The sequence below is a fragment of the Paraburkholderia sp. A1RI_3L genome, from assembly GCF_048957895.1.
GTDB lineage: Bacteria > Pseudomonadota > Gammaproteobacteria > Burkholderiales > Burkholderiaceae > Paraburkholderia > Paraburkholderia kururiensis.
The window spans coordinates 1-13,049 of the sequence record NZ_JARCHA010000032.1 but is presented as its reverse complement, the minus strand read 5'-3'; the positions used below and the strand labels follow the sequence as shown (position 1 = coordinate 13,049).

Below are 13,049 nucleotides of genomic sequence, written 5' to 3'. Positions count from 1 at the left end.
ATCATGTCTTTTGGGGACGAGGAAACCAGGCGGGCCGGCTTCTCGGAGTCCCGTCCAACGGCAAGAAAACGGAACCATTCGATTTCCGTGAGCAGATCGGCATTTACGTTTTGTATGCCGACTACAAAGTGGTTTATGTGGGCCAGGCAGGAGTGGGCAAACAGTCTCTGTTTTCCCGCTTGAAGCAACATCGTAAAGATGACCTTGCAGGAAGGTGGGATCGATTTTCGTGGTTTGGAGTGTTAAGAGTCGTTGGTGCTGGGAAGAATCGAAAGCTCGCCAGCAAAACGACCGCTCTCCATCCGAAGCTCGCCGATGTGCTGAATCACGTTGAGGGAATTTTGATTCATGCTGTCGAGCCCGGCATGAATGGTCAGGGTGGTCGCTTCGGTGAGAACGTCACCCGCTACCACCAGGTTCGAGACCCTCGGTTAGGTCTGTCGGAAGAGCAGATGCTTCGGGAGCTGTGCAAAGCACAGGGGATTGCTGTTTGAGGGCAAGAAAAACAGAGTGAGAGGATGAAATGACCGACGAGAAAAGGAAGGCAATAAAGCGGAAAACAGCCATGATCGATGTTCAACAGTTGACGGGCCGAACCGAACCACTGCTGTCGCTCTTCAGCGATATATCAACGGCCGAGGCCCGGGTGGAATGCTTTCCGGGTAGCGTCAGCCCTATTTCGGGAAATGGCGATCAATTCGCGACCGTCGATTTTCACCACAATGAGCTAGTTTGGAAGATTTATTATCCCGCTCGCTGCAACGCTCATCAGGTCTATCACGAGCTGCTACACGTGCGTTGGCGCCATCTAGAGAACGCACCTAGTCTATCCGCTCGGGCTGGGGCCGATGCGCAGACGATCAGCAATATCAGTGAATTGAACAACGATTTCGACCATGCGTATGTTGTCCTGCGCGAAATAGCCACCTACCCGGAGGCCAGCGCGTATTGGGAGCGCGACTTCGCCGGAAGATTTCCCGCCGCTTCGGTGGGCTCGCTCCAAGTGAAGCTGACGCTACTGAGAGGATGGATGGTGCTGCCGGTCGCGCTACCGCAGTCACAGGTTACGCAACGCTATCGTGCGGCCCTGCGGACGAACGGCTGGCAGGGACGTCTGTCGACCTTCGTCCTTATCGCGACAGAACCGTTCGAACGCCCGGTTGCACCTGCTGGGGACAGGAAGTGACGAAGCGGCCTGTTTTGCTGCGGATAGATCGGCGCTGGCCGGCAGAAGTTGACATATGGCATGTGGTGATGCCGTTCGGCGAGCCGGTGGATATCCCGACGCTCCGGCTTGACGAGGCCGAGCGCCAACGAGCGTCGCGCTATTTGCGCGAAGAAGACCGCATCAGGTTCGCAGTCACTCGTTCGACATTAAGGCATTTGCTGGGCCGGTATCTCGACGTGAATCCCCTCGCGTTGGAATTCGTGACGACACGTCACGGCCGGCCCGAGCTTGCGTCGCTAAGCGGGCCTATGTTCAATGTGTCTCACGCGGGTGAGCATGCGCTCATCGCGATTTCGCGGGAGTTCGACGTGGGAATCGACGTCGAATTTGTCAATGCCGCGATTGACTGGCGCGAGCTTGCCGCCCTTGTGTGCACTCTCGACGAACAGCGGCTCTTGGATATGGCGCCGCGAGGCCTGCAAAATTCGCATTTTTTCCAGTGTTGGACCGCCAAGGAAGCGTTGCTCAAGGCGCTCGGTGTCGGCATTGCGGAAGGCTTGCAGGCAATTTCCGTCGTTCCGGGTGCGGTCGGCAGCCAATCGCCGTTTGTACGCGACGGCTCCGAGTTTGCGAAAGCCCGTTCACTGACGTTTCATTGGATCATGGACATTCCAGGGTATATGGCTTGTATTGCTCATGGACGCTGCGGATAAGGTCGCAAACGTGGATGGTGTCGTCCGCGACGACGTGGAGTTGCCCCTGTAATACCGGACACGGCATCACACTAAGGTCGCTGAATCCATCGAGCGCCGGAACTCGCGAGGCGAGCGATATTTCAGCGCGCTATGGGGATGCTTCTCGTTGTAATGCTCGAACGCGATGGCCAGGTTGCGTGCAGCAGTCGCTGCGTCCGGCTTCGGCATGAAGGCGACGTAGTCGCGTTTCATCGTCTTCACGAAGCTCTCGGCCATCCCATTACTTTGTGGGCTGCACACCGGTGTGGTCAATGGCTTCAGGCCGATGGCCACTGCGAATCGGCGAGTGTCGTCGGCCGTGTAGCCCGAACCGTTGTCGCTCAGCCACTCGATTTCGGACGGTGTATGCAGTTCGTTGCCAAACCGATTTTCCACTGCAGCCAGCATCACGTCTCGCACGATGTCGCCGCTGTGGCCTGCCGTCGTGGCTGCCCAGCTCATCGCCTCACGGTCACAGCAATCCAGCGCGAACGTTACGCGCAGCGGCTCGCCGTTGTCGCAGCGGAACTCGAAGCCGTCCGAGCACCATCGCTGATTGCTGCGCGCTACGGCCACCTTGCCGTCGTGTCGACGTTGGGGGCGAGGCGGAAGCGGCCGGCGCTGCATCAGCAACCCGTGCGTGCGCATGACACGATAGACGCGCTTTGCGTTGAACGGCACCAGCCCAACCGCGACGCGCTCGTTGCGCAATATGCCCCAAACCCGGCGATAGCCATAGCTGGGCAAATCGCCGATGACCCGGCGGATTTCCTCGACTGCGACCGCGTCGTCAGTCTGCCTCGATTGACGGCCATCGCGCCACGTCGCCGGACGCGACAGTCGTGCCGATACGTTCGAGCGCGACACGCCGAGAACTTCACAAACCAGTTTCACTGGTCGTCCTCCGGCAGCGAGGGCGAGTGCGATATCCATTTTTTTGCCCGGCCGTACTCGACTGCTTCGCGGAGAATCTCGTTCTCCATGGTCTTCTTGCCGAGCATCCGTTGCAGCTCACGAATCTGCTTGAGCGCGTCGGCCAGTTCCGAGGCTGGAACCACCTCCTCGCCAGCTTTGACCGCTGACAGGCTCCCATCCTGGTACAGCTTGCGCCAGTGGAACAGTTGGTTCGGATTCACGCCGTGCTGGCGCGCGACCATCGAAACCGATTTCCCCGGCTCGAAACTCTCGCGAACCATCGCCAGCTTCTGCTCCGCCGTCCAGCGCCGCCGGCGCTCCGGGCCCGTCAACACTTCCATCACTTCCTGCCTGGTGTTAGTCAAAAACACAGTCTTATGCCTACCCGTTATTGTAAGTGGGTGACTGTGTCCGGCGTTTCAGGGGGCTGCTCCACGACGGAAGATTTATGGTTGAAAACGGTCGATTCCGGAGGCGTAGGTCGCCCGGATGATCCGCAAGCACTTCGATGGCATCGTTGCCTGGACGCCAGAAGCGTCAGACCAACGGCTTTGTGGAAGCCCTCAACGGCTTGTTCCAGGCTGCCAAGCGGCGCGCACGCGGCTACGCAAACCTCGAGACCATGCGCACTGTGCTGTTCCTGATCGCCGGTAAGCTCAACTTCAGTTCGATCAATCCGCATGCTGCTTAGTCCATTCGAAATTTAAAAGAGCCATATTGTTTACGGGAATTCTACATTTCCCTGACTCGCCTCGTTCCCTTGCTGCATAGGGCATCGCAGCGTTTTGCATGTCCGATTATTGAAAGAGCGGATTTTGTGTGTATCATCTGCTCCATAAAACCCGGCGTGAAAATATAACTTAAATAGTGACAACGAGACCGAGTGCCGCCGCTTTGGGTGGGGTGTCTGATCAATATATCCGTTTCGGAGTTTGTTTCATGACGCATATAAACGAGGCCGCGCGCAAGAGAGTGCGCGCGGGGCAATTGATGCTGGCCGGGAAGTCGCCTGCAGAGGCCGCGAGGGAAGTGGGCGTCGCCAGGCAGACCGCATACGCGTGGAAGGAGCGCCTGGACGAAGGCGGGATCGAGGCGTTGCAGTCGATGGGCAGCGGCCGACCGGCCCAGTTGGACAGCACCCAGTTGGAGACGCTGAGGTGCGTGCTGATGCATGGGGCGGCAGCCCAGGGCTTCGACAGCGACCGCTGGACCCTCAAACGGGTCGGCATTCTGATGGAGCGCATGTATTCGGTACGTTTCAGCGAGGTGCACGTCGGGCGCCTGCTGCGAGCGATGGACGTTCCCGCGAAAGGCGCTGCCGCGCGGGCCGAATACCCGAATTCCACTGCAAACCCCCGTCGCCGCCGGAAGGCATCCATAGCTTCGACGGGGCCGCGCGTCGATGGTGTTCCCGCTCCAGGTGGCGCAGCGGCGCCATCGATATTCCCGTTGCCGCCAGGTGACGAGGCGGGCGTCGTCGAGCGCGCTTGCGGTCGGGCGCCCGTCGCACTCGAGCCGCGTGTCGTGAATCAAGTTGCCTGTCGTGCTTTAGGTTAATTGTCTTGAATTAGGTTATTTGTCTCCGGTTATGTTTGATTCTCGCGAGTTTATTTATTGCTCGAATCGCATATATGGTGTTAGCCTGAATGTGGCATGTGTCGTGAATTAAGTTGCTTGTCTTGAAATATGTTTATTCGGCTCCCGTCGAATAAATGGATATCCCTGTTCATTCGTTCGTGATCGGTCGATACATCGGAACCGACATACTTTCGCGCGACTACAACATGACGAGATTGTCTGCAGCTTCACCTGGCCGGACTGAATTCGAGTTCGTATTCGATGCCTTCCGCGCACAGGCCGCGTGCCGGCCCGACGCCGTGGCGCTGATCGACGAGCGGGGCGAAAGCCACAGTTACCGCGAGCTGGCGCAACGCGCCGACGCGCTTGCCGCGAAACTGGCCGATGCGGGCGTTGGTCCGGAGCGATGCGTGGCCATCTGGATGCGGCGCTCGCGCGAGCTGTTCGTCGCGATGCTGGCAGTCATGCAGGCGGGCGGCGCGTACCTGCCGATCGATCCAGGGTATCCCGATGCGCGGGTGCGCCAGCTGCTTGCGCATGCGCAGCCGACGGTGATGATCACCGACTCGGGGCGCACGGATGAACTCGGCGTCGCCGGCCTCACGGTGGTGTGGCCGGCCGCCGGGGACGCACCCGCGGCGAGCGCGGCGGCGCCGCGTCCGCCGCTCGCGCCCGGCCATCTCGCCTACGTGATCTACACGTCGGGATCGACGGGCGAGCCCAAGGCGGTGGCGATGAGCCACCGGTCGCTGACGCGCCTGATCCGCTGGCAGATCGGCGACGGCGACGCGGCGCTGACGACGTTGCAATTCACGCCGGTCTGCTTCGACGTCTCGTTCCAGGAGGTGTTCTCGACGCTCTGCACCGGCGGATGCCTCGTGCTGGTCGCGGACGACACGCGCCGCGATCCCGAGCGCCTGTTGCGCTTCCTGCAGGCCCGCAAGGTCGAGCGGATCTTCCTGCCTTACGTCGCGCTCCAGCAGCTCGCGAAGACGGCGCAGGCGATCGACGACTGGCCGCGCACGCTCCGCCACGTGATCACCGCCGGGGAGCGGCTGCTGGTGACCGACGCGATCCGCCGGTTCTTCGCCGAGATTCCCGGCTGCCGCCTCGACAACCACTACGGACCGAGCGAGACGCACCTGGTGTCGAGCTGGACGCTGGATCGCGAGCCGGACGGATGGCCGCTGCTTCCGCCGATCGGCACGGCCGTGGGCGGCGTCGAGGTCCGCGTGCTGGACGAGGCGCTGGCGCCGGTGGCGCGCGGCGAGATCGGCGAACTCCATGTCGGCGGCGCCGCCGTCGCGCGCGGCTATCTCGGCGCGCCGGTGCTGAGCGCCGAGCACTTCCTGCCCGATCCGTCCGGCGCGCCGGGGGCGACCATGTACCGGACGGGCGATCTCGTCCGCATGACGGATGGCGGCGTGCTCGAATTTGTCGGGCGGGCGGATGCCCAGATCAAGGTTCGGGGCTTCCGGGTCGAGCCTGCGGAAGTGCAGCGCGCGCTGCTCGACGTCGCGGGGGTGAGGGAGGCGTCGGTGGGGCTGCGCGCGGTGTCGGGCGACGTCGAGGTCCTTGCCGCCTATGTGGTCGCGAACGGCGCGGCGGCCGACGGGGGCGAGCTTGGCAGGGTGCTGCGCGAGCGGTTGCCGGACTACATGGTGCCCGCCTGTTTCGTCTTCGTCGATGCGCTGCCGATCTCGCCGACCGGCAAGGTGGATCTGCGCCAGCTCGCCGCGCTGCCGCTGCCCGAAATCGACGTGCCGGCGGGCGGGACGATGCTCGATGTCGTGCGTCGCATCTGGGAGCGCGTGCTGGGCCACGCCGAGCTGGAATCCGACGACGACTTCTTCGATGTCGGCGGCGATTCGTTGCTGGCGACCTGGGTGGTCAGCGAGCTGAGCCGGGTGCTGGATCGGCAGATCGATCTCTCGCTGCTGCTGAAGGACAGCACGATGGCGGGCATCGCCGGGACCCTGGAAGCGATGCGGTTCGCGCCCGCCGCGCCGCGTTCCGCATCCGAAGTCATCACGCTGCGCGCCGGTCCGTCGCAGCGCGCGCTGTTTCTCGTGCATCCGCTGGGCGGCGAACTGCTGGCCTACCGCGAACTCGCGCAGTCGATCCGCTCGCCGCTGCGCGTGCTGGGTCTGAGGTGGCAGCCGGAGCACCGGCGCGCCGACGGCGTCGCGTCGCTGCGCGATCTCGCCAGCGAGCACGTCGCGCAATTGCAGCTCGTCCATCCCGGCGGCCCGTATCTGCTGGCGGGCTGGTCGTTCGGCGGCGTGCTCGCGATGGAGATCGCGCAGCAACTGACGGAGGCGGGGCTGCAGGTGGATTTCATCGGCATGATTGACGCCAATCCCGTCATCGATCCGACCAGCGGCGAACTCACCGCGCAGTCGCCGTTGCGCGGCCGTCTCGCGGCGGCGCTCGACAGGATGGAGGCCGAAAGGGCGCGCGGCGACATCGTGTCGCTGCCCTCCGACGCGTCGCTGCTCGCGTTGCTCGGCAACACGATCCCGGAGGGCGTGACGGCCGAGCACCTGCAGCGCAACCTGCGCGTCACGCACGACAGCCTGCAGGCGGCGATGGAATACCGGCCGCGGCCGTACGTCGGGCGGATCGACCTGTTCCAGCCCGCCGAGGCGCCGGAAGAACGGCGCGACCGGCTAGCCCGTTCGCTCGGCGAATGGGTGCGCGGCGCGCTGCACGTGCATACCGTTTCCGGCGATCACTACGCAATGATGCGCGCGCCGCACGTCGCGGGCATCGGCGCCGCGATCGACGACGTGCTGTCGTCCATCAACGCGCACTGAGCATCGAACCCGCTTTCCCATCATCGACTGACAGGAGACCGTCGTGGACTATCAAGCTGAGAGGACGTTGTTTGCGGAGCAGGGGTTCATCGGCCCGTTCCGGCTGTGGGAGCCGGAAACAATGAACGCGTGGTGGAAGGAACGGCGCGCGGAACTGCTCGACCAGAACAAGTCGGCGCGCCGGTGTTTCGACAACCCGGTGAACTACGACCGTCACCTCGATATCGACGCGCTGACGAAGATCGTCAGCGAGCCGGAGATCGTGCGGCGCTGCCAGAACCTGATCGGCCCCGACGTGCTGTGCTGGCGCACCGAGTTCTTCCCGAAGAATCCGGGTGACGCGGGGACGGGCTGGCATCAGGTGGAGACCTACGCGATCGGCGAGGCCGAGGCGGGGATGCTGGAGCCGTCGGAGCGCTCCGAGGGCGTGCCGATGGAACTGACCTGCTGGGTCGCGTTCACCGACGCGACCCGCGAGAACGGCTGCCTCAAGTTCATTCCGGGCAGCCATCGGCAGTGGCGCTACGACGAGAAAGGCAAGATCAAGTGGCGCGCTGACCACGCGGACAACACGTTCTTCGGCTACAACTACGACGAGCTGCGGATCGACAAGAACTGGCACCCGGACGAGCAGGAGGTCCGGCACATGGAGATGCGCGCGGGCGAGTTCGTCATCTTCACCGCGCGCTGCATCCACGGATCGAATCCGAACACGAGCCGCAAGCAGCGGATGGGCTTCTCGATTCGCGTGGTGCCCACCCACGTGAAGGTGTATGAGGGGATGACCGAGTTCAACGAATTCGGGCATCGCTTCGATCTCGCGCGTCACGGCTGCGTGCTCGTGGCGGGCCACGACGACTTCGGCCACAACCGCCTGACGAACGTCAACGCGTGGGGCAATCCGTTCGCGACGCTGTCGGCGGGCGACCCCTCCCGCGTCGCACCGGCGCAGCAACTGCAGGGGGCGTGACATGCGGACCCATCGCGTCAAGACGCTCGAGCTGGATCTCTCCCGACTGATGCCGGAAGTCGAGAACGCGCTGAGGTTTCCGTATTCGGAGGCGTACAGCGACTACCTGTGCGGCGGGCCGTGGAAGAGCTGCATGCTCTGGACGACCGACGGACGGCAGGGCGACGGCTACATCGCGAACTACGGCCCGCAGGCGCGCGGGAGCAAGACGCCCTACGCGGACCGGATGCCCTACCTGTGGGGCCTCGTCGAGCAGACCTTCGACCTGGCGCATCTGAGCTTCGCCCGCCTCGCGGTCATCTCGAACAGCGTCATCATCCCGCACAAGGACCTGCTCGAACTGGGCAAGCTGCTGAACCGGGCCCACGTGCCGCTCGTGACGAACGACCGGTGCTTCTTCTCCGAGGGCGACGTCGTGTACCGGATGAAACCCGGCGAAGTCTGGTTCTTCGACGCGGCGCGGATGCACAGCGCGGCGTCGTTCAGCGAAGCCAAGCGCATGCATCTGGTGCTGGACTTCGCCGACGTCCCGCATCCCGAGCGGTTCGTCAAGGAGGCGCCTGCCGTCGCGCCGGTCATCCCGGAGGACAGCATCGTCAGGCGGTCATCCGCCAGCGCCGAGCTGCGAGCACAGCTGGCCGCGCTCGCGCGGGTGATCGACGCGAGCAACTATCGCGACGTGTTCAGCATCGTGATCCGCAAGCACTACGAATTCGACGGCGGCGAGAACTTCGTCTGGGAGACGATGCTGCAGATCGCGGCGGAGAGCCGGAACGCCGAGGTGCAGCGGCGCATCGGCGACATGTACACGTACTTCATTGAAAAGCGTGCGGCGTGATCCGGCAAGGCGGCCGGCAGACGCACGGCCGCCTTGCCGGCCCGCATTTTTTCGCAGCAGTGATCAGGCGATGAGAATGGACCATTTCGATGACGAACGCGTGGAAGGCGAGCTGCTCGACTGCGTCGCCTTCGGTGTTGGACCGTCGAATCTCGCGTTGGCCGTCGCGGCGCGCGAGATCGACCCGGCGCGGAGGATGCTGCTTCTGGAGCGCAGCCCGCAGGTGAGCTGGCATCCCGGCATGATGCTCAACGGCAGCCGCATGCAGATCTCGTTCCTCAAGGATCTGGCGACGTTGCGCAATCCGTCCAGCCCCTATACGTTTCTCCAGTACCTGAAGGCGAAGGGGCGGCTCGAGCGCTTCACCAACCTGCGCGACTTCCACCCGTCGCGTGCGGAATACCAGGATTACCTGGGCTGGGTCGCGCAGGCGTTCGCCGGGCAGATCCGCTATGGCGCCGCGGTGCGTCGCGTCGTCGCGGAGCCCGCGGAGGACGGCGGGCCGGCCGCGGTATTGCGCGTGGTCGTCGAAGACCAGCAGACGCGCCGCACGAAGACCTACCGGACGCGCAACGTCGTCTGCGCATGCGGGGGCAAGCCGCGCCTGCCCCCGCACGAAGGCCGCCAGGACGGGCGCGTGATCCACTCCAGCGAGTTCCTGCACCGCTTTCGCCGGGTGGTGCCGGACACGGGCGCACGCTACGCGATCGCCGTCGCGGGCAGCGGGCAAAGCGCCGCCGAGATCACGGCGCACGTGCTCGCGCACTATCCGGACACGACGGTGCACCTGTATCTGTCGGGTTTTTCGTTGCACGCGGCCGACAGCAATCCGTTCATCAACGAAGCGTTCTTCGCGCAGCAGGCCGATGCGATCTACCACGCGGCGCCCGCGCAGCGCGAAGCCGTGCTCGACGAGTTGCGCGTCACGAACTACGGCGTCGTCGACGCCGATCTCATCGAGGCGTTGTATCGCGAATGCTATTTCGGCGAGGTGCAGGGCTCGCAGCGGCTCGTCGTCCATCGCTTCACGGAGATCGAATCGACCCGCGACCTCGACACGCATGCGGAGCTGACCGTGTTCATCCGGGATCGCAGCGAGCGGGTCGAGACGGCCTTCGACTGCATCGTGCTCGCGACCGGCTACACCCGCCAGCTCGATCTCGACATCTTCGGGCCGCTGCTGCCGGCGATCCGCCGCGACGAGCGGGGCAGCCCGCGGCTGACGCGCGAGTATCGCGTCGAGACGACCGGCGACGTGTCGGCCGGGCTGTACTTCCAGGGGTACGGCGAACGCTCCCACGGGATCGGCGACACGCTGCTGTCGCTGCTGCCGTTCCGCGCCCGCGAGATCATCGCGGATATCCGCCGGCGCAGCGGCGCGGACGAGGCGCGTCCGTACCTGCCCGGCGCCTACCCGCCGCCGCACCATGTCGAAGGCGATCCGGAACGGCTCTATGCGGTGCTGGAACAGTTCAAGTTCGCGACGCTCGTCTCGGTGGGCGACGGCGAGCCGTTCGTCACGCACGCGCCGCTGACGCTCGACCGGTCGCGCGGTGCGATGGGCGTGCTGTTCGGCCACATGGACCGGTCCAATCCGCAGATCGACCATCTGGACGGACAGCGCGTGCTGGTCGTGTTTCACGGGCCGAACGCGTACATCTCGCCGCACGTCTACAAGACCGACCAGCTGCCCACCTGGAATTCGATCGCGGTGCACGTGCGCGGCACGCTGCGGCTGTTGCGCGATCCGGGCGCGCTGGTGCGTGGCCTGGCCGGCATCAGCAAGGAGAGCGGCCGCGAGAAGGGCGCGCATCGCCTCGACCCCGACGATCCGCGCATCGGCCGGTTGATTCACCTGATCCTGGGGTTCGAGATCGAGATCGACGACATGACCGGCCGCTTCAAGCTGTCCCAGGATCGCACCGATCCGGAGGACCGGCGCAGGGCGTCGCAGGTCCTGCTGGAGAAGACCGCGCCGTCGCACCGGCCCGTCGTCGCGAGGCTGGTCGATGTCCCTGTTCACGACGGCGCGCCCGCGTCCGCGGCGCCGCTGCACGAGGCCGCGGAGCCCGCCCCCAAGTGATTCCCGGCAATCCCAACCCGAATGAAAGGAACCCTCATGGAACAGACGAACGCCGCCGTGCATGCCGAGCAGGACACGTATCACATCGTCATCAATGACGAGGAGCAGTATTCGATCTGGCGCAGCGACAAGACCGTGCCCGCCGGCTGGCGCACGGTCGGCGAGCCGATGCCGAAGCAGGATTGCCTCGACCGCATCTCGGCGCTCTGGACCGACATGCGACCCGCCAGCCTGCGCGGGAACTGACAATCATGGCGACGGTGCCGAGCATCGAACCCGCGCACGCTTGCGCATGCGTGTACGCGCTGATCGAACGGCAAGCCGCGGTCGCGCCCGGCCGGGTGGCCATCGTGGACGGCGACACGCGGCTCACGTACGGCGAACTCAACGCGCGCGCCAACCGCGTCGCGCACCTGCTCAGGCAGCGGGGCGCGGCGCCCGACACGATGGTCGGGCTGTGCATGAGCCGCTCCCTCGACCAGCTCGTCGCGCTGCTCGGCGTGATGAAATCCGGGGCGGCCTACCTGCCGATCGACCCCGCGCATCCGGAGGACCGCGTGGCATTCATGCTGCGCGACACGGACGCCTCGCTGGTGCTGACGGAGTCCGCGCTCGAGGTCCGTATTCCGGCGCATATCCGGCGGGTGCGCATGGACGCGGACCGCGCCGCGATCGACGCCTTTCCCGGCACGAACCTGCCGCAGCGCGGCGGCCCCGAGCACCTCGCGTACTGCATTTTCACGTCGGGCTCCACCGGCGCGCCCAAGGCCGTGGCCGTGCCGCGCCGCGCGCTGACCAACCAAGCGCTCGCGATGACCCGCATCCTGAGCATCGGCCCGGATGATCGCGTGCTGCAGTTCACGTCGATCGCGTTCGACGCCGCGCTCGAGGAAATCCTGCCGACGTGGCTGCGCGGCGCGGCGCTGGTGCTGATGCCGGAGCGCCTGCCCGCGAGCGCCGCGTTCGTCGAATGGCTGGCGAGGCAGCGGGTGACGGTCGTCAGTCTGCCACCGTCGTACTGGCATCAATGGGTGGACGACCTGGCACGGCACGGCACGGCCGCGCCGCCCGCGCTGCGCGTCGTGTTCGTCGGCGGAGAGAAGGTCGCCGCCGAGAAGCTGCGGCGCTGGCAGGCCCTGCCGTTCGCGGCGGGACTCGAATGGATCGTCGACTACGGCCCGACCGAGACGACGATCAGCTGCACGACGTTCAGGCTGGGCGACGCGCAGTGGGACGCGCGGGTGCCCATCGGGCGCGCGCTGGCCAACGTCACGGTGACGGTGCTCGACGACCGGCTGCAGCCGGTGCCGATAGGCCGGACAGGCGAGCTCTGCGTGGGCGGCGCGGGCGTGGCGCGCGGCTACTGGGGGCGTGCGGGCCTGACCGCCGAGCGCTTCCTGCCCGATCCGTCCGGGCCGCCCGGCGCGCGGATGTACCGCACGGGCGACCTCGGCCGCCTGCGCGCGGACGGGCTGCTCGAATTCGTCGGCCGCGCCGACGACCAGATCAAGATTCGCGGGCACCGGATCGAGCCGGGCGAGATCGAAAGCGTGCTGATGCGCTGCGACGGCGTGCGCGCCGCGCTCGTGCTGCCGCGCGAGCAAGGTGCGCGGGGGCCGCGGCTCGTCGCCTACGTCGTGGGCGACGGCGTCACCGAGGACGGCCTGCGCGCGGCGCTCGCGAGCACGCTTCCCGACGTGATGATGCCGGCGGCGTTCGTGCTGCTCGACGCGCTGCCGCTGTCGCCCGTCACCGGGAAGATCGATCGCGCCCGCCTGCCGGAGCCCGCCGCGCCCGTCCCGGCGCTGGACGGCGCGAGCGATCTGCAGCGCGCGCTGGCGCAGCTGTGGGCGAACGTCGTCGGACACGCGCCGCCGTCGATGGATCACGGCTTCGTCGCGAGCGGCGGCGATTCGCTCGCATGGCTGCGGCTCGTGACGCGCCTGA

General features: G+C 65.4%; 11 protein-coding genes and 1 pseudogene. 11 read left to right on the top strand and 1 reads right to left on the bottom strand.

Going from position 1 to position 13,049, the window contains the following annotated elements:
• The 3 genes from PXJ20_RS32360 to PXJ20_RS32350 form a co-directional block, all read left to right on the top strand.
• Positions 1 to 494 (top strand): GIY-YIG nuclease family protein (locus PXJ20_RS32360; protein ID WP_421057482.1); only part of this gene is annotated, 494 nt, incomplete at its 5' end.
• A gap of 29 nt (positions 495 to 523) precedes the next feature.
• Entirely contained in the window at positions 524 to 1,186 is a 663-nt protein-coding gene (locus PXJ20_RS32355) for a hypothetical protein (protein ID WP_421032946.1), read from the top strand.
• Positions 1,187 to 1,254: 68 nt separating this feature from the next.
• Positions 1,255 to 1,881 carry a 4'-phosphopantetheinyl transferase family protein gene (locus PXJ20_RS32350; RefSeq protein WP_421032945.1) on the top strand — a complete coding sequence of 209 codons (627 nt, stop codon included), beginning with the start codon at positions 1,255 to 1,257 and terminating at the stop codon, positions 1,879 to 1,881.
• A 66-nt stretch (positions 1,882 to 1,947) separates the two neighbouring features.
• On the opposite strand, the gene PXJ20_RS32345 is transcribed toward PXJ20_RS32350, so the two are convergent.
• A protein-coding gene (locus PXJ20_RS32345; protein ID WP_421032944.1) for an IS3 family transposase occupies positions 1,948 to 3,158 on the bottom strand; the annotation gives its coding sequence in 2 pieces (ribosomal slippage) (positions 1,948 to 2,843 and positions 2,843 to 3,158; 1,212 coding nt in all).
• A 139-nt stretch (positions 3,159 to 3,297) separates the two neighbouring features.
• Here PXJ20_RS32345 and PXJ20_RS32340 point away from each other — a divergent pair.
• From PXJ20_RS32340 to PXJ20_RS32305, 8 genes and pseudogenes are all read left to right on the top strand, one after another.
• Positions 3,298 to 3,508 (top strand): annotated as a pseudogene (locus PXJ20_RS32340) (transposase); the annotation flags it as partial.
• 248 nt (positions 3,509 to 3,756) lie between these two features.
• On the top strand, positions 3,757 to 4,374 hold the full coding sequence (locus tag PXJ20_RS32335; protein WP_421032943.1) for a helix-turn-helix domain-containing protein: 618 nt from the start codon (positions 3,757 to 3,759) through the stop codon (positions 4,372 to 4,374).
• A 155-nt stretch (positions 4,375 to 4,529) separates the two neighbouring features.
• Complete coding sequence (locus PXJ20_RS32330) at positions 4,530 to 7,211, top strand: amino acid adenylation domain-containing protein (protein ID WP_421032942.1); 2,682 nt, start codon at positions 4,530 to 4,532, stop codon at positions 7,209 to 7,211.
• A 43-nt stretch (positions 7,212 to 7,254) separates the two neighbouring features.
• Entirely contained in the window at positions 7,255 to 8,181 is a 927-nt protein-coding gene (locus PXJ20_RS32325) for a chlorinating enzyme (protein WP_421032941.1), read from the top strand.
• Position 8,182: 1 nt separating this feature from the next.
• Positions 8,183 to 9,019, top strand: a complete 837-nt coding sequence (locus PXJ20_RS32320; RefSeq protein ID WP_421032940.1) for an aspartyl/asparaginyl beta-hydroxylase domain-containing protein — start codon at positions 8,183 to 8,185, stop codon at positions 9,017 to 9,019.
• A gap of 100 nt (positions 9,020 to 9,119) precedes the next feature.
• The gene (locus tag PXJ20_RS32315) at positions 9,120 to 11,102 is read left to right on the top strand and encodes a SidA/IucD/PvdA family monooxygenase (RefSeq protein ID WP_421032939.1); all 1,983 of its coding nucleotides are present in this window, start codon (positions 9,120 to 9,122) and stop codon (positions 11,100 to 11,102) included.
• A gap of 36 nt (positions 11,103 to 11,138) precedes the next feature.
• A complete protein-coding gene (locus PXJ20_RS32310; protein ID WP_421032938.1) occupies positions 11,139 to 11,348 on the top strand; it encodes an MbtH family protein in 210 nt (69 codons plus the stop codon).
• Between the two features lie 5 nt (positions 11,349 to 11,353).
• On the top strand, positions 11,354 to 13,049 hold a 1,696-nt coding region (locus tag PXJ20_RS32305), incomplete at its 3' end, for a non-ribosomal peptide synthetase (RefSeq protein ID WP_421057481.1).

What these genes read in the sequence shown, in the direction of transcription:
- PXJ20_RS32355 (WP_421032946.1), top strand. Translation starts at nt 524, where the DNA reads ATGACCGACGAGAAAAGGAAGGCAATAAAGCGGAAAACAGCCATGATC.
- PXJ20_RS32350 (WP_421032945.1), top strand. Translation starts at nt 1,255, where the DNA reads ATGCCGTTCGGCGAGCCGGTGGATATCCCGACGCTCCGGCTTGACGAG.
- PXJ20_RS32335 (WP_421032943.1), top strand. Translation starts at nt 3,757, where the DNA reads ATGACGCATATAAACGAGGCCGCGCGCAAGAGAGTGCGCGCGGGGCAA.
- PXJ20_RS32330 (WP_421032942.1), top strand. Translation starts at nt 4,530, where the DNA reads ATGGATATCCCTGTTCATTCGTTCGTGATCGGTCGATACATCGGAACC.
- PXJ20_RS32320 (WP_421032940.1), top strand. Translation starts at nt 8,183, where the DNA reads ATGCGGACCCATCGCGTCAAGACGCTCGAGCTGGATCTCTCCCGACTG.
- PXJ20_RS32310 (WP_421032938.1), top strand. Translation starts at nt 11,139, where the DNA reads ATGGAACAGACGAACGCCGCCGTGCATGCCGAGCAGGACACGTATCAC.